The sequence below is a fragment of the Streptomyces sp. NPDC001515 genome (genome assembly GCF_053597115.1).
In genome coordinates, this window is the sequence record NZ_JBSFHN010000033.1 from 29,915 (window position 1) to 50,717 (window position 20,803).

The window sequence follows — 20,803 nt, forward strand, 5'->3', positions numbered from 1 at the left end:
GCGCACCCGCCGGTTCACACGTCGGTGCGGATGACGACAACGAGGGTGCGCGGTCCGTGCACGCCCTCGACGCGTTCGAGTTCGATGTCGGAGGTGGCCGAGGGGCCGCTGATCAGGGTCGTCGGCCGCTCCGGTACGAGCCGGGCCACGGCCTCCGGCACGCCGACGGTGACGGTCGACAGATCGACGACGCACACGTGCAGGTCGGGCACCAGCGAGAGGGCGCGGCGCCCCTGGTCCGGCGAGCCGTCGAGGAAGATCGTGCCCGTCTCGGCGCAGCTGACGGCCGAGGCCGTGACGACGCCGTTGAGGGCCCCGAGACTCGGAGCCGGGATGTCGGCGGAGTCCTGCTGGACCTCGCCGTCGTAGGCGGTCAGCCACTGGGGATCGAGCCCAGGCGGAACGCCGATGCGGCGGGCTTCGAGAGCGGTGAGCACCTCGGCGACGGCCTCGGCCGTGCGGGCCTCGGTGGTGGTGCGGACCTGGGCCTTGTAGTCGACGAGCCGGTCGGTGAAGAGGGCCAGGCGTGCGTCGTCGGGGAGGGTGCGGCCCGTGCGGTAGGCGCGCGGCACCTCGGTGCCGGTGGCGGGGGCGAGGGCCAGGGCGTCCCGGACGCGGCCCAGTACGGTGGCGCGGGCGTTCGTCACTTCTCTTCCTCCTGCTGCCGGTTCGGTTCGGGCGCCTCGGCCGCCGCGGCCCGCATCGTGGCGCGTCCCTCGTCGGAGGCGAGCCAGGAGCGGAAGGTCTCCTTGGGCGGGGCGGGGGTGTCGCGGCTGTCGCTCCATCCGTTGAAGGGCGGAGGCAGGTGGGAGATCTTCCCGTCGCGTCCGGCGATGGCGCGGCCGAGCCCGGACGCCTTCTGCGCGGCGGTGAAGAGCGCCGGCCGGCCCATGACCCCGGCCGCCGCCTTCATGGCGAGCTTCTCGGCGGTGGTTCCGGACTGTTCGGTGTGCTGGTGGCGGAGTTCGACCAGGAGCGAGGGGATGTCGATCTTGACGGGGCAGGCGTCGAAGCAGGCGCCGCAGAGGCTGGAGGCGTAGGGCAACGAGCTGTTGGGGTCGTCCTTGGCGGCGTGCATCCCGGCGAGCTGCGGGGTGAGGACGGCGCCGATGGGGCCCGGGTACGTCGACCCGTAGGCGTGGCCGCCGGCGCGTTCGTACACCGGGCAGACATTGAGACAGGCCGAGCAGCGGATGCAGTTGAGCGCCTCCCGGCCGACCTTGTCGGCGAGCGCGGCCGTGCGCCCGTTGTCGAGGAGCACCAGATGGAAGGTCTGGGGGCCGTCGCCGGGGGTGACGCCGGTCCACATCGAGGTGTACGGGTTCATCCGCTCGCCGGTGGAGGAGCGCGGCAGCAACTGGAGGAAGACCTCCAGGTCCTGGTAGCGCGGGAGGACCTTCTCGATGCCCATCACGGTGATGAGGGTGTCGGGCAGGGTCAGGCACATGCGGCCGTTGCCCTCGGACTCGACGACGGAGAGGGTGCCGGTCTCCGCGATGCCGAAGTTGGCCCCGGAGACGGCGACCTTCGTCGTCATGAACTTCTCGCGCAGATAGGCGCGGGCCGCGGCGGCGAGGTGGGCGGGGACGTTGTCGAGGGAGGGGTCGACACCGGGGATCTCCTTGAGGAAGATCTCCCGGATCTCGTCCCGGTTGCGGTGGATCGCGGGGACGAGGATGTGCGAGGGCTTGTCGTGGGCGAGCTGCACGATCAGCTCGGCGAGGTCCGTCTCGTAGGCGGTGATGCCGACGGATTCCAGGTGTTCGTTGAGGCCGATCTCCTGGGTGGCCATCGACTTGACCTTGATGACCTCGTCGCTGCCGGTCTCCTTGACCAGCCGGGCGACGATCTCGTTGGCCTCGACGCCGTCGCGGGCCCAGTGGACAGTGCCGCCGTGCTCGGTGACCTTGCGCTCCAGCTCCTCCAGCAGGTCGGGGAGGCGGTTCATGGTGTCGGTCTTGATGGCCGAACCGGCGTCGCGCAGCCGCTCCCAGTCGGGCAGTTCGGCGGTGACGGCCAGCCGTTTGGCGCGGATGGTGCGGGTGGCGCGGCCGAGGTTGCGGCGCAGCTGCTCGTTGCCCAGTTCGTCGTGGGCGGCCTTGGGGAACTTCCGGTCGCCGCGCAGGTTGCCCGTCCCGTACGGGGAGCGGGGCGGGGTCGCGGGCATGCCGAGGAAGGTGCTGCTGCTCATCGGGCGGCCTCCGTCGGGGCGTACGGCGCGGTGCGGGTGGAGGAGAGGATCTGGGCGAGGTGCAGGGTGCGGGTGCCGGACCTGATGCGGGAGAGTCCGCCGCCGATGTGCATCAGGCAGGAGGAGTCGCCGGCGGTGCACACGTCGGCGCCGGTGGTGGCGATGTTGCGCATCTTGTCCTGGAGCATCGCGGTGGAGGTGTCGGCGTTCTTGACCGCGAAGGTCCCGCCGAACCCGCAGCAGGAGTCGGCCTCGGGCAGTTCGACCAGGTCGATCGCGTCGACGGCCCGCAGCAGCCGCAGGGGCTTCTCACCGACCCGCAGCATGCGCAGCGAGTGGCAGGTGGGGTGGTACGTGACGCGGTGCGGGAAGTACGCGCCGACATCGGTGACGTCGAGCACGTCGACCAGGAACTCGGACAGTTCGTACGTCTTCGCCTTGACGGTGGCGACGCCCGCGCGGAGTGCCGCGTCCCCGTAGCGTTCGGCGACGATCTCGTGCTGGTGGCGGACCGAGCCCGCGCAGGAGCCGGACGGCATGACGACGGCGTCGATCGAGGCGTCGCCGAACTGCTCCGCGAAGTTGCGGACCAGGGGGACGGGCTCGCGCTGGTAACCGGTGTTGACGTGCATCTGGCCGCAGCAGGTCTGCCCCGGCGGGAACACCACGTCGTGGCCCAGGCGGGCGAGCAGCACCGCGGTGGATTTCACCGCCTCGGGGAAGAGCGTGTCTCCCAGACAGGTGGCGAAGAGTCCGATACGCATAGGAGTCTCCCCGGGTCGCAAGTTGTGGTCCGACCATACTACCCTCCGTCCGTTTCTCTGAGAGCGAAGCGCGCCCGGTCTCCCGCTCAACTCCGGGCGAGCACAGGAGAGCAAGCGCTTTCTCCCGTTTACCCCCTTCGCTCCACCGCGAAGTGAGCTACTCGGCAATTGGTCAGACCTTATTGACATACGACATATGCAGTGTCCTACTGATCGCGGAACCAGCCGTCGGCTGCTGCCCCCCACCTCGCGCCGCCGGTGCACGCATGTGCCCGCGCCCCCGGGACGGGGATCCGGTGCTCCTCCCCCGGCTCGGTCCGCCCTGCCCCGTACCACTCAGCGAGGAGTCATCCCGTGGCCTCCGCACCACCCGCCACCGTGCTTGCTTCGTACACACCGGATGTCCACGCCGTCGCGGGCAGCCTCCCGGCCACCGCGCTGGTGAGCCTCGTCCCGCTCGTCATGTTCTTCGTGCTCCTGATGGTGGCGAAGCGTTCGGCCCTGGTGTCGGCCCTGGGTTCGGTGGCCACGGCCCTGCTGGTGGCCGTGCTCGGCTTCGGGATGCCGGTCGGACTCGGGCTGCTCTCGGCCTCCCAGGGCCTGGTCTTCGGTCTGTTCCCGGTGATGCTGATCGTGGTCGCGGCGATCTGGTTCTACGAGCTCACGGTCGTCAGTGGCCGCTTCGAGGACCTGCGCCGCTCGTTCAGCTCGGTGGGCCGGGGCGATCTGCGCGTCCAGGCCATGCTGATCGCGTTCTGCTTCGGCGGGCTGCTGGAGGCGCTAGCCGGCTTCGGCGCGCCCGTCGCCATCACCGCCGTCATGCTGATGGCGCTCGGCCTGCCGCCGGTCAAGGCGGCGGTGACGGTCCTGCTCGCCAACACCGCCCCGGTGGCCTTCGGCGCGATGGCCATCCCCGTCACCACGGCGGGCAACCTGACCGGCATCCCGGCCGACGACATCGCCGCGGTCATCGGCCGCCAGTCCCCGCTGCTCGCCCTGTTCGTTCCCCTGCTGCTGCTGTTCGTGGTGGACGGCGCCCGGGGCATCCGCCAGCTCTGGCCGATCGCCCTGGTCACCGGTGTCGTCTTCGCGCTGGCCCAGTTCTGGTGCTCGGGCCACTTCGCGTACGAGCTGACCGATGTCGTCGCCTCGCTCGCCGGGTTCGGCGCGGCCGTGCTGATGCTGCGCTTCTGGAAGCCGGCCACCCCCGACGACCAGCGCTCGCAGGTCGAGTCGCAGGCGCTCACCCGGCACCGCGTCGTCTACGCCGTGCTGCCGTACCTGCTGGTCATCGTCATCTTCGCGCTGGCCAAGCTGAACGTCGGCGGGATCGACGTGCCGGCGCTGCTCGCCCATGCCGATCTGACGATCGAGTGGCCCGGACTCTACGGCGAACTGCTCACGACGGCCGGCGAGCCGTCCTCCAGCGCGATCTACAAGCTGGAGGTGCTGGCCAACCCCGGGACCCTGCTGATCCTCTCGGGCATCCTGGTCACGCTGGTCTACCGGTTCGCCCGTGATCGGGACAGCTACCCGATGACCGGGGGCATGGCGCTCTCCGCCGCGGGCCGCACGCTGACGAACATGCGGGTGGCCATCGCCACCGTCGCCACGGTCCTGGCGCTGAGCTATGTGATGAACCAGTCCGGCCAGACCGTGGCCATCGGCACCTGGCTGGCGACGGCGGGCGGCCTGTTCGCCCTGCTCTCGCCGACGCTCGGCTGGCTGGGCACCGCGGTGACCGGCTCCGACACCTCCGCCAACGCCCTGTTCGCCAACCTCCAGCAGACCGCCGGCCAGACCGCCGGGATCGACCCGACCCTGCTGGTCGCCGCCAACACCTCGGGCGGTGTGGTCGCCAAGCTGGTCAGCCCGCAGAACCTCACGATCGCGGCGACGGCCGTGGGCATGCCCGGCTCGGAGCGCGTCCTGCTCCGCAAGGTGGCCGGCTACAGCATCGGGATGCTGGCCATCCTCTGCGTGCTGGTCTACCTCCAGTCCACGCCGGTCCTGTCCTGGATGCTGCCGTAACGCGCCGGGCCCCGGACTACGCGGTGCCGTCGGCCTCTTCGCCGGCGGCACCGGTCCGGTCCTCGTCGACCAGCGTGCCGTGGAAGCCGCGGATATGGCGCTCGGCCAGATCCGCCGCCGCCTCCCCGTCACCGGCGCGCACCAGCCGCAGCAGTTCGGCGTGCTGGCCGTTCAGCGCGGCCCGGGTGGCCGGCCAGTCGTCGACCTCTTCGAGGGCCTTCAGGATGAGCGGCCGTACGGACTCGCGCACCGCGGCCGTCAGCGTCGAGGTCAGGGCGTTGCCGGAGCTGCCGGCCACCTTGACGTGGAACTGGGTGTCGAGTTCGTTGAACTCCTCGGGGCCGATGTCCGCGCGCCCCATGCCCTCGACCGCGGCACCGGCCTCCGCCAGGTCCTCCTCGTCCGCGTGCGTCGCGGCGGCGGCGAAGCTGGCCCGCTCAAGGGCGACCCGGGCCTCCATCACGTCGTGCAGGCTGTAGCTGCCGAGGGCGAAGTGGAGGCGCAGCAGCCGGCCGAGGGCGTCGTCGGGGTTGCGCACGATCCGGGCTCCGGAGTCCGGGCCCCGGCCGGGCTGGGCGACCAGCACGCCGATGGTCTCCAGCACCCGGAGGGCCTCGCGCAGGGCGGAGCGGCTGACCCCGAAGACGGGGGCCAGCTCGCGCTCGGGCGGCAGCCGGTCGCCGGCCCGCAGCTTTCCGGCGAAGACCTGCTCCTCGATGCTCTGCAGTACGAGTTCATGGGTGCGGGACTGGCGTACGGGCTGCCATTCGACAGGCATCCGCCGCTCCTGCTCCCCGCTCCGGCCTGAGTCCATGGATCCGACTATGTCACACCCGTCATGTGGTCGGACCGGAGTAAGGGCATACCGAGCACCCTCCTCAGGCGGGCGGTTCTCCCCCGTGGGCCGGGGTGCCCTGGTGGAAGTACATGCGCCAGCCGGCGTCCGGCGAACGGCGCCACAGGGAGCTGCGCCGGACCCGGCGCCCGCCGCGCCGCCACACGTACGTCAGGTGGACGATGTCCGGGGCCAGGCGTACGCCGGACATCTCGCTCGTCACGACCGGTTCGGCGTCGTCGTCGGGGGCGGAGGTGACGGCCAGGACCGAGGCCCGGTCGTAGCGGCGCCCCGAGGCGCCGAACTCCAGGAACTCGGGGTCGAGCAGCGCCGTCACCGCCTCGTCGGACGCCCGCACACGCGGGTCGAGCAGACGCAGTTCGCCCGCGACGGCCGCCCGCACGGCCGCCTCGTCGTTCTCGGTCATACGGTTCATCCGGTCCATGCGGTGACCTTAGGCGGTCCCCCGCACCGCGTCACGGCGGTTTCGCCGGGCGTCGCGCCGGGTCAGGAGAGCACGAGCAGGTCCATCCAGCTGACCGCCGGCCGTCCCGGTTCCTCCGCCGCGGCGCTGCGCAGCCGCAGCATGCCGCGTTCGAACTCGGCGTCGGTGAGGCCGCGGAGCTTGGCGTCGGTGTCGCGCCGTATCCGGTCCGCGAAGTCGGCCAGGCTCGGCGCGCTCTCCTGCGGTACGGCGTGCAGGGCGACGCGGGAGAAGCCGGCGGTGGCGAAGGCCGCGCAGGTCTCCTCGACGGTCGGGTAGCCGTCGACGATGCGTTCGGCGCCGGGGAAGAAGCGCACCCGCAGATCGCGTGCGCAGCGGCCGGGGAAGGAGTTGCGGACGAGGACGGGGGCGCCGGGCCGCAGCACCCGGCGCAGTTCCGCGGCGGCGGTCTCCAGATCGCCGATGTGGTGGACGACGGAACCGAGCCAGGCCGCGTCCGCGCAGGCGTCCGGCAGGGGCAGCGCCTCGGCGCGGCCGTCGTGCACGGAGATGTCGTCGGTGCGCGGGATCAGCGCGCGCATGGCGTCGGAGGGCTCCACGGCGAGCACCCGGGCGCCGAACCAGTCGGCGAACGCGGAGGCGAAGGCCCCGGTGCCGGCGCCGACGTCCACCACGGTGCTGCCGGGGCGCAGATCGACCTCGGCGGCCACGGCGGCGCGCCAGGCGGTGAGTCCGTCGCGCGGGATCTCGCGCGCGTGCCGGTAGTCCTCGGCGAACCTGCGGTCGGCAGCGGTCGTTTCCATGGGTCCTCGTTCCTGCCGCGCCCGGCCCGGCGCGGTCGTCGGCGGCGGGCCGCTTCGCGGCGGATGCTAGCGAGCGACCGCATTAATTGTCTAGACCAGAGGAAGCGCGGCCGTACGCCTCCCCCGCGCGTCCGTGCGTCAGCCGTCCACGCCCGCCGGGGCGGTCACCGGCCGCAGGACCACGGGCAGTTCGCGGTAGCCGTTGGCGATGAACGAGGCCTGCGGGACGAGTTGGTCCTCCGGTACGGCCAGGGCCAGGTCCGGGAAGGCGTCGAACAGCGCCCGCAGCGCGATGTCCGCCTCCATGCGCCCCAGCGGTGCGCCCAGGCAGAAGTGGACGCCGTGGCCGAACGCGAGATGCTCCGAGGAGGGGCGGCGGGCGTCGAACTCGCAGGCGGTGCCGCCGTGCAGGGCCGGGTCGCGGCCCGCCGCGCCGAAGGCGAGGAGGATCGCCTCGCCCTTCCTGATCACGACGTCTCCGAGGTCGATGTCCTCGACCGCGTAGCGCAACGGCATGTGCATGATGGGCCCTTCGAGGCGCAGGGTCTCCTCGATCACGGCGCCCCAGCCGATCGCGCCGGACCGTACCAGGGCGAGCTGGTCCGGGTGGGTGACCAGGGCGACGACCGCCTTGGAGATGAGATTGACGGCGGTCTCGGACCCGGCGCCGATCATCAGGAGGAGGGTGGAGACGAGTTGCTCCTCGTCGAGTCGCGCCTCTCCGTCACGGGCGGCGATCAGATCGCTCGTCATGTCCGGGCCGGGCTCCGCGCGTTTGAGGGCGATCAGATCGGCCATGCAGGCGAGCAGTGCGCCGTAGTCGGCGGCGGCCCTTTCGGGCGGCGCGCCGGTGTCGAGCGCGGCGTCGATGACCCGCCGGACCCGGGCCCGCATGACGGCGGGGACCCCGAACAGCTCGCAGATGACCTCGGTGGGGACGACATAGGCGAACCGGGCCCGCAGATCGACGCTCTCGCCGGGGGCGGTGGACCGCAGGCCGGTGATCAGCCGCTCGACGAGGGCGTGCACGAGGGGGCGCAGCGCCTCGGTGCGGCGGGGGGTGAAGGCGGTGGCGATGAGGTCGCGGAGCCTGCGGTGCTCGTCGCCGTAGGAGGTGAAGGCGCTGACGACGCGCACCCAGACGTTGAGGGACCACTCCTGGGGCACCGAGGCGAGGGCGGGCCAGTGCTGCCGGGCGTCGCGGGAGACCCGCCGGTCGGCGGCGAGCCGCCGTACGACGTCGTACCGGGTCACCGACCAGGCGACGACGTCGCCGGGGAGTCGGACGCGGGTCGCGGAACCTTCGGCACGGAGCCGGGCGGCCTCGGCGTGGAGGCGGGTGCCGGACGAGTCGAGCACGGGGCAGCGTCCGGATTCCATGCGGGTCCCTCTCCCTGACGGGCCTCGGCCTCGGCGGCGGGACCGCCGCCGTGCCGCACGGGGCGACGGGGGCCTGACGCCGGGTGACTGGGCACCAGCATGCGCGGGGCGCCACGGGCCGACAAGACACCAAAGCAGACAACCGCGACATCGGACCGGAGTGGCCCGAAATCGCCCCTGCGGCACGGTCCGAGCCGGGTCCCGGCGTGCCGGGCTTCGCCCGTCCGACCCGATTCATAGGATTCTCACGCAGCCCGGTTACGGTGGCTGTCGTGACGCAGACGAGCCCGCCCGGCTGGCATCCAGACCCCGGGTACACAGGTTATGGCCCCCTCCAGGAGCGCTGGTGGGACGGCACGCAGTGGACCGATCACCTCAGGGTCCCGCCGGCCGCGGTCCGAAGCCGCCGGATACGCATCGGCGTCGGCATCACCGCGGCCGTGGTGGTCCTCGCCGCCATCGGTGGCGGAGTCGTCCTCCTCGACGACGATTCCACGGCGTCGGACGCGAAGACCTCGGCCCCGTCCGACGGCCCCACCTCCGCCCCCGGCCGACAGCCCGGCGGGCCGGACGGCCGGGGCGGCGAGGACGGGGAGAAAGGGAACGGCGGCGGGAACCAGGCCCCCGACCAGCAGCGCCCGAAGACCGAGGACGGCTACGCCACGGACATGGCGAGCGGCATCAGCATCCCGGTCCTCGACGGCTGGAAGGGCGAGTCGGGCATGGGCGCCGGGGTCACCACCGGTACGTACAAGTGCCCCGGCGACAGCGGCGAGAGCTGTGTGCGCGGCGGCGTGTTCTCCGTTCCCGCGGCGGCACTGAAGCTGACCACCAGGACCGCCAAGGAGACGGCCGAGAAGGACATCGCGGCCAACGCCGAGGAGTCGTACGGCGAGAAGATCTACGGCGGCATCACCTCGCACCGGCAGTTGAAGTCCGAGGCCGTCACCGTGGCCGGGCAGCAGGGCTACCGGGTGCGCTGGCAGGTGGTGACGAAGACCGGCGACGACGGGTACGTGGAGTCCCTGGCGTTCCCCTCGCCGCACTCCCCCGACATGCTGATCGTCGTCCGCTCCGGCTTCGACATCAATCCGAAGGCGCCCGCCCTGTCCGATCTGGACAGGATCACCAAGGGCATCAAGGCGGCCTCGGGCATGGGCTCGGGCCCCGGCACCAACGCGTAGCGCACACCGGCCACGACGGTACGCGGAGCGGCCCGGGTGAGTACCCGGGCCGTCCGGTCTGAGTACGCCGCCCCATCCCGCCGCGTCCCGGCGGCGCTGGAATGGGGCCATGGCTCCCGAAGCACCCCGCCCGCGCATCCGGACGATCACCGGCACCGGCACCGCACTGGCCGTCAGCCTCGCCCCGCTGGTGATCGGCGTCCTGATGGCCCGCACCCTCACGCTCGACCCGCACACCCCGGTCAACGCGCTGATCACCCGCAACCCCCAGGGCACGGGTGTCTCGCCGGCCGAATGGCGCGACTGCGGGCGCAACGCGCTGCGCAGCGCCCGCCGGTGGCGGCCGTCGGCGCCACGCGGGCTGTCGCGGCGCCCGGGAACGGGGCGGCGCCGCCCGGGTCGGCGCGTCCGCTAGTCGAACGCCGGGCCACGGCCCGTCCGTGCCCGGCGCCGGGTCCGCGTGACGACCCGGTTCTCCCGGGCCTCGGCGAATGCGGCGACGCGGACGGCGTGGGCGACCGGCTCCTCGGCGCGCCGGTCGGTTCCCCCAGGGCCTCGGCACGGTCGGCGCCTCGTCGAGCCGCCCCGGGAGGCGAGGCGGCGGACGCGGACCGGTTCGGCGTGCGCCGTGGGCCGGACGCCGGTGTGATGGTTGCGCGCCCCGCGCAACGGGGTCGTCCCTGTTCGGCCACGGGCCCGCCACGGCGCCGGAAAACCGGTTCCCCCCGCCGCGCCCGGCTCCCTAGACTCGCTGCGCACCCGCACCGCGGCCCGTCGCCGCCGTGCATACCGTGACCATCGAGGGGAGACCGGCCATGCGCTACCGCACCGCCGCCGTCGTGCCCCCGTCGCGGTACGAGGTGATCCTGGTGTCCAGGTCCGCCCGGCGCCGGCTGCGCGGCCGGCCCCGGACACCCGTGACGAACGCCTGACCCCCGCTTCCTTTCTGACGTGCCGTCCGTTGCGGCACCGGCCCGATTCGCCGTGCCGCGCGGCGGTCGCGGGGGTTCCGGGGCCCCGGCCGGGGTCGTTTCGTCCGGGCATTCGCGCCGTCTTCCTCCGGATCACCCCGAAAGGCACGGACCGTGCGTACCGAACCCCACCGCAAGCCCGCCAGCCCGCTCGACCGCGTGCGCAACCTGGGCATCCTCGCCCATGTCGACGCCGGCAAGACCACCGTCACCGAGCGGATCCTCTACGCCACCGGGACGACCCACAAGCGCGGCGAGGTCCACGACGGGACCACGATCACGGACTTCGACTCCCAGGAGCGCGATCGCGGGATCACCATCTTCGCGGCGGCCGTGACGTGTTCCTGGGCGGGGCACCGTATCAACCTCATCGACACACCGGGGCACGTCGACTTCGCCGACGAGGTGGAGCGTTCCCTGCGGGTGCTCGACGGGGCGGTCGCCGTCTTCGACGCCGTCGCGGGCGTGGAGCCGCAGAGCGAGTCCGTCTGGCACCAGGCCGACCGGTACGGGGTGCCGCGCATCGCGTTCGTCAACAAACTGGACCGGGCGGGCGCCGACCTCGACGCGGCGGTGGCCTCGATCCGGGACCGGCTGCGGACGGTTCCGCTCGTGGTCCAGCTGCCGATCGGCCGGGAGGACGGATTCACCGGGGTGGTGGACCTGGTCCGCATGCGGGCGCTCGTCTGGGCCGACGGCGGGGACACGTACGAGGAGGGGGAGGTTCCCGAGGAGCTGCGGGAGGAGGCCGGACGGCGCAGGCGGCTGCTGGAGGAGACGGTCGCCGAACTGCATCCGGGGGCGCTGGAGGAGTTCTGCGCGCGTTCGGCGCTCGCGGACGCGACGCTGGCCGCCGCCCTGCGGGAGCTGACCCGGACCGGTGAGGGCGTCGTGGTGCTGTGCGGTTCGGCGTACCGCAACCGGGGGGTCGAACCGCTGCTGGAGGCCGTCGTCGCGTACCTCCCCTCGCCGCTGGACGTGCCGCCGGTGCGGGGCACGGCCGGTGACGAGGAGCAGGAGCGGGCGGCCGATCCGGCGGCGCCGTTCGCGGCGCTGGTGTTCAAGGTGAGCGCGGGCCCGACGGGCCGGCTGACGTATCTGCGGGTGTACTCGGGCACGGTCGGGAAGGGGGAATCGGTGCTGGACGCCGGCACCCGGCGTACGGAGCGCGTCGGCCGGATCCTGCGGGTCCGGGCGGACCGCCACGTCGATGTGGACACGGCGGTGGCGGGGGACATCGTCGCCGTGATCGGTCCGAAGGCCGCGCGGGCCGGTGCCACGCTGTGCGCGCCGGACGCCCCGCTGGTCCTCGAACCGCCCGTGGTGGCCGATCCGGTGGTCTCGGTGGCGGTCGAGGCCCGGCGGAGCACGGACACGGAACGGCTGATGGCCGCGCTGGTCCGGCTGGCCGAGGAGGACCCCTCGCTGCTCGTGCGCACGGATCCGGAGGCGGGTCAGACCGTGCTCTCCGGCATGGGCGAACTCCATCTGGAGGTCGCTGCGGAGAAGATCCGCCGGGACCAGGGGCTGGAGCTGCGGGTCGGCCGGCCGCAGGTCTCCTACCGGGAGACGGTGGGTCGGGGCGTGTCGGGTCTGGTGTACCGGCACGTCAAACAGGACGGTGGGGCCGGGCAGTTCGCCCATGTCGTCATCGACGTCGAACCGTGGGAGACGCCGGAGGACGGGGGTGCGGACGGGACGAGGTTCGCGTTCCGCTCGTCCGTGACCGGGGGCCGGGTGCCGCAGGAGTACGTGCGGGCGGTCGAGGCCGGCTGCCGGGACGCGCTGGCGGAGGGCCCGCTGGGCGGCCATCAGGTGACCGGGCTGCGGGTGACGCTGACCGACGGTGCGACGCACGCGAAGGACTCGTCGGAGATGGCGTTCCGCACGGCGGGGCGGTTGGCGCTGCGGGAGGCGCTGCGGGCCAGTGCGATGGTGCTGCTGGAACCGGTGGCCGAGGTCACCGTGACCGTGCCCGACGAGTCGGTGGGCGGGGTGCTCGGCGATCTGGCCGCGCGGCGCGGCCGGGTGTCCGGTTCCGCCGCGCGGGCCGGTGCGGCGGTCGTCACGGCGACCGTGCCGCTGGCCGAGCTGTTCGGTTACGCGACGGCGCTGCGCAGCCGCACACAGGGCCGGGGCACGTTCACCACCCGGGCGGCCGGGTACGCGCCGGCTCCGGCGTCGGTGTCCGCCGCGCGCTCCGGCGGCTGAGCACCGGCAGGGGCCGGACCTCCCGTGACGGGTGGGTCCGGCCCCCGCGGGACCTGCGAGGTAAGACCGGTGGCCTGCCCGTTCGTGCGAGCGGGCCACCGGGGCCTGGGGTCCGGCGGTCAGTTCGCCGGTACGGGGAAGGTCGGGTACTCCACGCCGGAGACGTACTGCACGACCCGGATGACCTGGCACGAGTAGCCGAACTCGTTGTCGTACCAGAGGTAGAGGATGGCGTTGTCGCCGTCGACCTGGGTGGGGCCCGCGTCCACGATGGAGGCGTGCCGGGAGCCGATGAAGTCGCTGGAGACCGCGTCGGGGGCGGTCGTGAAGTCGATCTGCCGCTTGAGCGGCGAGGTCAGCGACACGTCGCGGAGGTATTCCAGGACCTCGTCGCGGGTGGCCTCGCGGCCGAGCTTCAGGCTGAGGATGGCGATCGACACGTCCGGCACGGGCACCCGGATGGAGCTGCCCGTGATGGTCGCCTCCAGGTCCGGGAGGGCCTTGGCGACGGCCGAGGCGGCGCCCGTCTCCGTGATCACCATGTTGAGCGGCGCGGAGCGGCCGCGGCGGTCGGAGCCGTGGTAGTTGTCCAGCAGGTTCTGGTCGTTGGTGAACGAGTGGATCGTCTCGACGTGGCCGCGCAGCACGCCGTACTCGTCGGCCATGGCCTTCAGCGGCGGCACGATCGCGTTGGTGGTGCAGGAGGCACAGGAGATGATCTGCTCGTCCGGCTTGATCATGTCGTGGTTGACGCCGTGCACGACGTTGAGGACGTCGCCCTTGCCCGGGGCGGTGAGGACGACCTTGGCGATACCGGGGCGCAGGTGGTTGGAGAGTCCCTCGCGGTCGCGCCACTTGCCGGTGTTGTCGATCAGGATGGCGTCGTCGATGCCGTAGGCCGTGTAGTCCACCGACGTGGGGTCGTCGGAGTAGATGACCTGGATCTCGTTGCCGTTGGCGACGATCCGGTTGTTCGCCTCGTCGACGGTGATGGTGCCCTGGAACTGTCCGTGGATCGAGTCGCGGCGCAGCAGCGAGGCGCGCTTGACGATGTCCTGGCCCTTGCCCTTGCGGACGACGATGGCGCGCAGCCGCAGTCCGTTGCCGGAGCCGGCCTTCTCGATGAGGAGCCGGGCGAGGAGCCGGCCGATGCGGCCGAAGCCGTACAGCACGACGTCGCGGGGCTCGCGGCGCTCGATCTTGTTCTCGCCCGTGGCGCCGGCGACGGCGTCGGCGGCGAACTCGGCCTCGGAAAGACCCCGGTCGTCCGCCTTGTACAGGGCGGCGAGCATGCCGATGTCGATCTGCGAGGGGCCCAGGTCGAGCGTGGTGAGGGCCTGGAGGAAGGGCAGCGTCTCGGTGACCGAGAGCTCCTCGCCGTCGATCTGCCGGGCGAAGCGGTGGGTCTTGAGGATGCTCACCACCGACTTGTTCACCAGGGAGCGGCTGTGGAGGAGGACGGTGACGTCCCTCTCCCGGTGCAGCTTCCCGATGATCGGGATCATCGACTCCGCGATCTCCTCGCGGTTCTTCCAGTTGGTGAACGAGTCGTCATTGACAGTCACAGGTTTATCTTTCGAGCTAGGCGGCGCTCATATGGTAACCCGTCGGTCTTTCGATCTTGCCGGGGGTGTTCGAACGGTTCATATGACCGACATGAACCCGTCATACGCGATCCGGAATGCGGGGGCGGCGACGCCCGGTTCCCCCTGCATGACCTTAGGAGTAGCGCTCAGCGCGACCGCATCCGAGAACCAGATCGACGCCACCGTGGACCTCGCCCGGGAGGCCGCCGCAGCGGGGCTGCGCTCCGCCTGGTTCGGGCAGACCTTCGGCGCCGATTCCCCGCAGCTGGCGGCGATCGTCGGCAGGGAGGTGCCCGGCCTCCAGGTGGGCACCTCGGCGATCCCGGTCTTCGGGCGCCATCCGCTGATCGTCTCCAGCCAGGCGCAGACGGCCCAGGCCGCCACGCACGGGCGCTACCACCTCGGGCTGGCGCTCGGCACGAAGCCGCTGACGGAGACGGGGTTCGGCATCCCGTACGAGCGTCCGATCGCGCGGCTGCGGGAGTTCCTCACCGCGCTGCGCGCGCTCACCGAGGACGGCACGGTCGACTTCCACGGCGAGCTGATCACCGCCTCCACCCCGCTCCCCGCCCGCGTGCCGGGCGCCGAGGGCGGGGTTCCGCTGCTCGTCGCCGCGATGGGCCCGCAGGCGCTGCGGGCGAGCGGCGAACTGGCGGACGGGATCCTGCCCTATCTGGCGGGGCCCCGGGCCCTGGCCGAGCACATCGTCCCGGCCGTGACCGCGGCCGCCGAGGCGGCCGGCCGGCCGGCGCCGCGCATCGTGGCCCTGGTCCACGGCGTGGTCACCGACGATCCCGAGGGCGCCCGCGCCCTGGCGACCGAACAGCTCGCGTTCTACGAGCAGTTCCCCTCGTACGCACGGGTCATCGAGCTCTCGGGCGCCCGCCGGGCCGGGGAGGTGGCCGTGATCGGCGACGAGAAGGCGGTGGCCGAGGAGGTCCGGCGCTACCGGGACGCCGGGGCGACGGAGGTGGTGTTCTCCGGCACGGACCTGGCCGGGGAGGCGAACCGCCGCCGGACCTGGCGGCTGCTCGGGGAGCTGGCGGCGGGGTAGGCCGGGGCGGCGGGCCGGGGACGGGCCGCGGCCCCGGAGTTCCACGACCGGCTGATTCCGCGCGGACGTTCCGTCCTGCCACGGGAGGGCCGGCCGGCCCGGGAAATCCCGGACCGGCCGGCCGTGCGTGCCCGCGGGCGGGACTCAGTGGTCGGCGCCGCTGCCCCGGACGACGCAGGACCGGCTCTGCTCCCAGCCCCAGCCGTCACCGTCCGGATCCGACGCACTGCCGTTCACACAGTACGGATAGCCGTTGGGCGCCGTACCGCTCCCCGATCCGCCGCCGTCCGCGCCGCTGCCCCGGACGACGCACGAGCGGCTCTGCTCCCAGCCCCAGCCGTCACCGTCCGGATCCGACGCGCTCCCGTTCACACAGTACGGATAGCCGTTGGGCGCCGTGCCGCCCTCCTGGCCACCACCGCCGGGGTTCTGGCCCCCGTCGCCGTACACGGTCGCGCGCTCGGACGTGGCGGCGATGCCGTCGGCGCCGTCGAAGAAGCGCCGGCCCCAGCCGGTCAGGGAGTCCGCGTCGAATCCGTTGACCATGTCGAGGTATTCGACACCGCTGCCGTTGCCGCTCCAGGACCAGCCGAGGTAGCCGATGCCGAGGGACCGGGCGGTCGCCATGATGGCGTCCTCGTCCGGGTTCCCGTCACTGTGCATGTCACCGAACTCACCGATGACGAGGGGGAGTTTCGCCGCGACGAAGCTGTTCAGATAGTCCTGGACCTCCGTCGCGGTGTCGTACACCCCGTACATGTGGATCGAGAAGATGGTGTTGCGGTCGGGGTCGGAGGCGAAGACCGAGGCGGCGTTGGAGCGCATGGTGCCGGACCAGTCCTGGCCCCAGTTGGGCGCGTCCACCATGAGGGCGTGGGTGAGGCCGGCGGCGCGGAGTCTGCCGATGGCGCTCTTCGTGGCGTCCGTCCACGCCGTGTAGTTCGTGTTGCCGAAGGGCTCGTTGCCGATGTTGACGACGACGTAGTCCTCCTGTCCCTGGAGGACGCTCTTCAGGCCGATCCAGTAGTCGGCGGCCTTGTCCAGGGTGGTGGCGGCGCCGTCCTCGCCGTAGCCGGTGGTGTCGTGGACCTCCAGCACGCAGATGACCTTGTTCGCCTTGCACTGGCCGATGATGCCGCTGACCTCGGTGGCGCTCGTACGGGTCCACCGGTCGCCGCTGCTCAGGACGGTTCGGACGGTGTTGGCGCCCTTGGCCGCGATGTCGGCGAGGGCGGTCGTGCGCTCCGGGTACCAGGTGTAGGCGTGATTCACGCCGCGCATGACGAAGTCGTTGCCGTTCGCCTCGACCACACGACCGTCGCTGACCCGGATTCCGGTCGGGGCGGCCGCGGCCTCGCCGACGGCGGGGCCGGTGACCGATGCCAGCAGACCCAGGACGGCGGCGCAGGCCAGTCCGGCCGTGGTGATCAGGGAGTTTCTCGGCTTTCGCATCTCTCTCCTCGGGTGCGCAGGGGGTGGGACGGGCTCGGGCCGGACGGCTCCACGGGGTGGGGACGCCACCATGACAACGATGTCCAAGCACCGCCCCGCGCAGGGGTGGGGCATGCCGGACGAGCACCGTGACCGGACCGGCGGGGTGGCGCCGGGGGCAGGCTTCGCAGACGTCATGGGTGTGGGGGTGAACACCGGACAACCGTCGTGGGACGGCGGCGACTTCGGCCCGGTGAACCGCTCCAAGCCCGTCGCCCACCATGAGGCACCGGGTGTTACGCCGGTGTCAATAGCCGGTTCGCCATTCGTTGGCGCGCCAACGGAAGGCGTCAAGAACTAAACCGCTAAACCTGCTGGCCAGGCATGAAGGTCGTTCACTTTATGGTTTCTACCAGCAGTAGCATCCCGTTCTCGATTGTTTGACAGCCGAGCTACCCCGCCCTACGTTGCCCGTCAATAAACCGGTACAGGCAGAATTCGGGTTCGACGTCCGCGCGACCGCCGGCGCCCCCGCCGCGTCGCGGGCGGGGGCAGTCGGGGTTGCCCCGAGGCTGGCTTAGCGATCGTTCAGTCAGGTACCGTGCGGTACGACCTCCCGGCCCGCCTCCGGGTCCCGGCCGGGCCGATTCCGCACCGCGCGCCCGAGACCCCGAAGGCCCCTCCCCCAGGAGCCCGCATGCCGCACTCCGCCGCCGCACCGGCCCACTGGGCCAGGGCGTCGGCCCCGGCCCTCGACGTCCCCGCCGTCCTCGCCCGCCCGGACCGGGAACGCGCACCGGACATGCCGCGCATCGGGCATGCCGGGCACCGCGCTCCCCGCCCTCAGCCCCTCGACCCGCCATGACAAGGCTTCCGCTCCACGGCATCACCGTCGTCAGCCTCGAACAGGCCGTCGCCGCACCCTTCGCCACCCGACAGCTCGCGGACCTCGGCGCCCGCGTCATCAAGGTGGAACGCCGGGGGGCCGGGGACTTCGCCCGCGGCTACGACGAGTCCGTCCACGGGCAGTCGAGCTACTTCGTGTGGCTGAACCGCTCGAAGGAGTCCCTCACCCTGGACATCAAGACGCCGGGCGGGCGCGAGGTGCTGGGCCGGCTGCTGGACGGTGCCGACGTCTTCGTGCAGAACCTCGCCCCCGGCGCTACCCGCAGACTGGGGCTCGGCGCCGACACCCTGGCGGTCAGTCATCCCGGCCTCGTCGTCTGCGACATCTCCGGCTACGGCAACGACGGCCCGTGGGCCGGGCGCAAGGCGTACGACCTGTTGGTCCAGTGCAAGACCGGGGTCGTCTCGCTCACCGGCCCACCCGGGGAGCCCGCCAAGGTGGGCATCTCCGTCGCCGACATCGCCGCCGGCATGTACGCGTACTCGGGCATCCTCGCCGCCCTGTACGAGCGCCGAGCCACGGGTGAGGCCAGGCACGTGGAGGTGTCGCTCTTCGAGGCTCTGGCCGAGTGGATGGGCTCACCGATGTACTACACGGCGTACGCGGGCACGCAGCCGGAGCGGGTGGGCGCCCAGCACGCGACGATCGCCCCCTACGGCCCGTACGAGACGGCGGACGGGCGCACGGTCCTGCTCGCCATCCAGAACGAGCGTGAATGGGCCTCTTTCTGCGCGGTGTTCCTGGACGCGGCGGGGCTCGCCGGCGACCGGCGCTTCCACCGCAACTCCGCCCGGGTCGCCCACCGCGCCGAGCTCAACGCGATCGTCGCCGCGCGCTTCGCCGAACTCGGGGGCGAGGAGGCGGTGGAACTGCTGGACGAGGCGAGGGTGGCCAACGCGCGCCTGCGCACGGTCGGTGAGTTCCTCGACCATCCGGTGCTCGCGGGCCGGGAACGCTGGCGGGACGTCGACACGCCGGGCGGGCCGGTGAAGGCGCTCCTGCCGCCGGCCACGCCCCACGGGCTCGTCCCGCGCATGGGGCCCGTGCCCGCCGTGGGTGAGCACACCGACTCCGTTCTGCGCGGCCTCGGTTACGACGAGGCCGCGGTCTCCGTCCTTCGCGCCGACGGCGCGGTCTGATCCGCCACCGCACAGGGAGCACGCCGATGACCGACACCGCGCCGCACACCGCCGCGTACGAGCAGATCGTCTATGGGGTCGCGGACCGCGTCGCGACCGTCACCCTCGACCGACCCGAGGCCCGCAACGGCTTCACCGAACCGATGGCGCTGGAGATCGCCGACGCGCTGCGCCGCGCCGACGCCGATCCGGAGGTGCGGGTCGTCGTCCTCACCGGCGCGGGCCGGGACTTCTGCGTCGGCGCCGATCTCGCCGGGGGCGACGGCGGGAACCGCGGCTTCTCGGCGGCCGGCGACCCCGAGGCCGCCGAGCAGTACGCCGCCGGGACCTACCAGGAGCCGGCCGGTGTCGTCACCCGGGTCCTGTACGCGCTCGACAAACCGGTGATCGCGGCCGTGCGCGGCGCGGCGGTGGGCGTCGGCTCGACGATGCTGCTGCCGGCCGACTTCCGGCTGGCGGCCGACGACGCGCGGTTCGGCTTCCCGTTCAGCCGGCGCGGCATCGTGCCCGAGGGCGGGTCCGCGTGGTTCCTGCCGCGCCTGGTCGGCATGACCGCGACGATGGACTGGCTGGTGTCGGGGCGGATCGTCCCGGCCGACGAGGCGCTGCGCGCGGGGCTCGTGACGAGCCTGCACCCGGCCGACGAGGTGCTGGACTCCGCGTACGCCCTGGCCCGTGAGCTGGCGGCGCGCACCGCGCCGGTCTCCGTGGCCGTCATCCGGCAGCTCGTCCACCGCATGGCGTGGGCGGACTCGCCCGAGGAGGTTCACCGGCTCGACTCCCGGCTGGTGTACGACACCGTGCGCGGCGCCGACGCCGAGGAGGGAGTGCTGTCGTTCTTCGAGAAGCGGGATCCGCGGTTCCCCGGCCGGGTGCCCCAGGACCTTCCCGGTTATCTGCCGTGGACGGACCGCTGAGCAAGGCCAACGGCCCGCACCAGGGGCGGGCTCCCGCCGGCGGTGGCCCGGGACAGGTCGGAGCAAGAGGCACACGCCCCCTGAACGATCGTTCGACACATGCTCAGTCGCGGTCGGCCGGGCAGGTGTCGACGAGCGGTGTGCCCCACGGCCACACCACGGGCCGGGCGGCGGACGGGGGCTCCGCCGGGTCCGGCGGAACGCACGTGGGCCCCGTCGGCCGACGCGTCTGTTCGCGCCGGCCGACGGGGTGCTGGAGGGGGACCGTACGACGACGGCCTCCCGGGCCAGGGACTGTCGGACAGGCCCTAGAACTGGCCCCGGTTGAGGGCGGTCTGCAGCGCCCTGATGGTTCCGGGGCCCCAGAGACCGTCCACGGCGAGGCCGGCGCCGATCATCCGGTTGAGGTGCGTCTGGAGGGCCTGGTACGTCGCGGGCCCCGCGTCGCCGTCGACCACCAGTCCGGCACCGCTCCAGGTGTTGAGGTGGCGCTGGAGACCCCGGACGGAGTCCGGGCCCCATTCGCCGTCGGCGGTCACCCCGATGACGCGCTGGGTGGCCCGGATCGTCGCGGGGCCGAAGTCCCCGTCGACGACCAGCCCGGCGCCGTTGTCGAGACCGCCGTCGTACGCGGCCTCGGTGGCCGGCCCCCACAGCCCGTCGGCCGCCACCCCCACGCGCCCCTGGAGCCAGCGCACACCCGCGTCCGTCAGCGGACCCCACTCACCGTCCACATCCAGCGCCGGGCTGTACCCCATCCCGTTCACCGCCGACTGCTGGGCGGCGATCGACCGCACCGAGGTCATGCCTCCCCCGCCCAAGCCGCCGGAGCCCGAGGCGTACGCGGCCTCGGTGGCGGGCCCCCACAGCCCGTCGGCCGCCACCCCCACGCGCCCCTGGAGCCAGCGCACACCCGCGTCCGTCAGCGGACCCCACTCACCGTCCACATCCAGC

General features: G+C 72.6%; 19 protein-coding genes. 9 read left to right on the plus strand and 10 right to left on the minus strand.

Annotated elements, in window-relative coordinates:
* Positions 1–14: 14 nt before the first annotated feature.
* The 3 genes from ACWCXC_RS29080 to ACWCXC_RS29090 are packed head-to-tail and all read right to left on the minus strand — an operon-like array spanning position 15 to position 2,955.
* A complete protein-coding gene (locus ACWCXC_RS29080; RefSeq protein ID WP_450685994.1) occupies positions 15–647 on the minus strand; it encodes a LutC/YkgG family protein in 633 nt (210 codons plus the stop codon).
* Positions 644–2,191, minus strand: a complete 1,548-nt coding sequence (locus tag ACWCXC_RS29085) for a lactate utilization protein B (RefSeq protein WP_450685993.1) — start codon at positions 2,189–2,191, stop codon at positions 644–646. Before ACWCXC_RS29085 ends, ACWCXC_RS29080 begins: the two co-directional genes overlap by 4 nt.
* Positions 2,188–2,955, minus strand: coding sequence for a (Fe-S)-binding protein (locus tag ACWCXC_RS29090; RefSeq protein WP_450685992.1), 768 nt, complete (start codon positions 2,953–2,955; stop codon positions 2,188–2,190). Before ACWCXC_RS29090 ends, ACWCXC_RS29085 begins: the two co-directional genes overlap by 4 nt.
* A gap of 354 nt (positions 2,956–3,309) precedes the next feature.
* On the opposite strand from ACWCXC_RS29090, the gene ACWCXC_RS29095 reads away from it, so the two are divergent.
* On the plus strand, positions 3,310–4,986 hold the full coding sequence (locus ACWCXC_RS29095) for an L-lactate permease (protein ID WP_450890992.1): 1,677 nt from the start codon (positions 3,310–3,312) through the stop codon (positions 4,984–4,986).
* A 16-nt stretch (positions 4,987–5,002) separates the two neighbouring features.
* Here the strand turns inward: ACWCXC_RS29095 and ACWCXC_RS29100 are convergent, their stop codons facing one another.
* The 4 genes from ACWCXC_RS29100 to ACWCXC_RS29115 form a co-directional block, all read right to left on the minus strand.
* Positions 5,003–5,764 carry a FadR/GntR family transcriptional regulator gene (locus ACWCXC_RS29100; protein ID WP_450686251.1) on the minus strand — a complete coding sequence of 254 codons (762 nt, stop codon included), beginning with the start codon at positions 5,762–5,764 and terminating at the stop codon, positions 5,003–5,005.
* Positions 5,765–5,864: 100 nt separating this feature from the next.
* A complete protein-coding gene (locus ACWCXC_RS29105; RefSeq protein WP_450686252.1) occupies positions 5,865–6,266 on the minus strand; it encodes a nuclear transport factor 2 family protein in 402 nt (133 codons plus the stop codon).
* Between the two features lie 62 nt (positions 6,267–6,328).
* On the minus strand, positions 6,329–7,069 hold the full coding sequence (locus ACWCXC_RS29110; protein WP_450890993.1) for a class I SAM-dependent methyltransferase: 741 nt from the start codon (positions 7,067–7,069) through the stop codon (positions 6,329–6,331).
* Positions 7,070–7,207: 138 nt separating this feature from the next.
* On the minus strand, positions 7,208–8,449 hold the full coding sequence (locus tag ACWCXC_RS29115) for a cytochrome P450 family protein (protein WP_450890994.1): 1,242 nt from the start codon (positions 8,447–8,449) through the stop codon (positions 7,208–7,210).
* 272 nt (positions 8,450–8,721) lie between these two features.
* Here ACWCXC_RS29115 and ACWCXC_RS29120 point away from each other — a divergent pair, with 272 nt between their 5' ends.
* The 3 genes from ACWCXC_RS29120 to fusA all read left to right on the plus strand — a co-directional run bounded on the left by ACWCXC_RS29120 (position 8,722) and on the right by fusA (position 12,815).
* The gene (locus tag ACWCXC_RS29120; protein ID WP_450890995.1) at positions 8,722–9,633 is read left to right on the plus strand and encodes a DUF2510 domain-containing protein; all 912 of its coding nucleotides are present in this window, start codon (positions 8,722–8,724) and stop codon (positions 9,631–9,633) included.
* Between the two features lie 109 nt (positions 9,634–9,742).
* Entirely contained in the window at positions 9,743–10,048 is a 306-nt protein-coding gene (locus ACWCXC_RS29125) for a hypothetical protein (protein WP_450890996.1), read from the plus strand.
* A 670-nt stretch (positions 10,049–10,718) separates the two neighbouring features.
* Positions 10,719–12,815 (plus strand): elongation factor G, encoded by a 2,097-nt coding sequence (gene fusA, locus ACWCXC_RS29130; protein ID WP_450890997.1) that lies wholly within the window; start codon positions 10,719–10,721, stop codon positions 12,813–12,815.
* Positions 12,816–12,934: 119 nt separating this feature from the next.
* Here fusA and ACWCXC_RS29135 read toward each other — a convergent pair whose 3' ends face one another.
* Entirely contained in the window at positions 12,935–14,380 is a 1,446-nt protein-coding gene (locus ACWCXC_RS29135; protein WP_450685082.1) for a glyceraldehyde-3-phosphate dehydrogenase, read from the minus strand.
* A 148-nt stretch (positions 14,381–14,528) separates the two neighbouring features.
* On the opposite strand from ACWCXC_RS29135, the gene ACWCXC_RS29140 reads away from it, so the two are divergent.
* Positions 14,529–15,455, plus strand: a complete 927-nt coding sequence (locus tag ACWCXC_RS29140; RefSeq protein ID WP_450890998.1) for an LLM class F420-dependent oxidoreductase — start codon at positions 14,529–14,531, stop codon at positions 15,453–15,455.
* Positions 15,456–15,599: 144 nt separating this feature from the next.
* Here the strand turns inward: ACWCXC_RS29140 and ACWCXC_RS29145 are convergent, their stop codons facing one another.
* Positions 15,600–16,907 (minus strand): cellulase family glycosylhydrolase, encoded by a 1,308-nt coding sequence (locus tag ACWCXC_RS29145; protein WP_450890999.1) that lies wholly within the window; start codon positions 16,905–16,907, stop codon positions 15,600–15,602.
* Positions 16,908–16,986: 79 nt separating this feature from the next.
* On the opposite strand from ACWCXC_RS29145, the gene ACWCXC_RS29150 reads away from it, so the two are divergent.
* The 4 genes from ACWCXC_RS29150 to ACWCXC_RS29165 all read left to right on the plus strand — a co-directional run bounded on the left by ACWCXC_RS29150 (position 16,987) and on the right by ACWCXC_RS29165 (position 19,849).
* Positions 16,987–17,247: a hypothetical protein gene (locus tag ACWCXC_RS29150; RefSeq protein ID WP_450891000.1), complete on the plus strand. Its 261-nt coding sequence runs from the start codon at positions 16,987–16,989 to the stop codon at positions 17,245–17,247.
* Between the two features lie 336 nt (positions 17,248–17,583).
* Positions 17,584–17,751: a hypothetical protein gene (locus ACWCXC_RS29155; protein WP_450891001.1), complete on the plus strand. Its 168-nt coding sequence runs from the start codon at positions 17,584–17,586 to the stop codon at positions 17,749–17,751.
* Entirely contained in the window at positions 17,748–18,932 is a 1,185-nt protein-coding gene (locus tag ACWCXC_RS29160) for a CaiB/BaiF CoA transferase family protein (protein ID WP_450891002.1), read from the plus strand. Before ACWCXC_RS29155 ends, ACWCXC_RS29160 begins: the two co-directional genes overlap by 4 nt.
* A 26-nt stretch (positions 18,933–18,958) precedes the next feature.
* Positions 18,959–19,849 carry an enoyl-CoA hydratase-related protein gene (locus ACWCXC_RS29165; RefSeq protein ID WP_450891003.1) on the plus strand — a complete coding sequence of 297 codons (891 nt, stop codon included), beginning with the start codon at positions 18,959–18,961 and terminating at the stop codon, positions 19,847–19,849.
* A gap of 308 nt (positions 19,850–20,157) precedes the next feature.
* Here the strand turns inward: ACWCXC_RS29165 and ACWCXC_RS29170 are convergent.
* Positions 20,158–20,803, minus strand: a 646-nt coding sequence (locus tag ACWCXC_RS29170) for a peptidoglycan-binding domain-containing protein (protein ID WP_450891004.1), incomplete at its 5' end; no start/stop codon positions are given.

Coding starts and splice junctions, on each gene's coding strand:
- ACWCXC_RS29085 (WP_450685993.1), bottom strand. CDS start 2,191: ATGAGCAGCAGCACCTTCCTCGGCATGCCCGCGACCCCGCCCCGCTCC.
- ACWCXC_RS29090 (WP_450685992.1), bottom strand. CDS start 2,955: ATGCGTATCGGACTCTTCGCCACCTGTCTGGGAGACACGCTCTTCCCC.
- ACWCXC_RS29100 (WP_450686251.1), bottom strand. CDS start 5,764: ATGCCTGTCGAATGGCAGCCCGTACGCCAGTCCCGCACCCATGAACTC.
- ACWCXC_RS29105 (WP_450686252.1), bottom strand. CDS start 6,266: ATGGACCGGATGAACCGTATGACCGAGAACGACGAGGCGGCCGTGCGG.
- ACWCXC_RS29110 (WP_450890993.1), bottom strand. CDS start 7,069: ATGGAAACGACCGCTGCCGACCGCAGGTTCGCCGAGGACTACCGGCAC.
- ACWCXC_RS29115 (WP_450890994.1), bottom strand. CDS start 8,449: ATGGAATCCGGACGCTGCCCCGTGCTCGACTCGTCCGGCACCCGCCTC.
- ACWCXC_RS29125 (WP_450890996.1), top strand. CDS start 9,743: ATGGCTCCCGAAGCACCCCGCCCGCGCATCCGGACGATCACCGGCACC.
- ACWCXC_RS29140 (WP_450890998.1), top strand. CDS start 14,529: ATGACCTTAGGAGTAGCGCTCAGCGCGACCGCATCCGAGAACCAGATC.
- ACWCXC_RS29145 (WP_450890999.1), bottom strand. CDS start 16,907: ATGCGAAAGCCGAGAAACTCCCTGATCACCACGGCCGGACTGGCCTGC.
- ACWCXC_RS29150 (WP_450891000.1), top strand. CDS start 16,987: ATGTCCAAGCACCGCCCCGCGCAGGGGTGGGGCATGCCGGACGAGCAC.
- ACWCXC_RS29155 (WP_450891001.1), top strand. CDS start 17,584: ATGCCGCACTCCGCCGCCGCACCGGCCCACTGGGCCAGGGCGTCGGCC.
- ACWCXC_RS29160 (WP_450891002.1), top strand. CDS start 17,748: ATGACAAGGCTTCCGCTCCACGGCATCACCGTCGTCAGCCTCGAACAG.
- ACWCXC_RS29165 (WP_450891003.1), top strand. CDS start 18,959: ATGACCGACACCGCGCCGCACACCGCCGCGTACGAGCAGATCGTCTAT.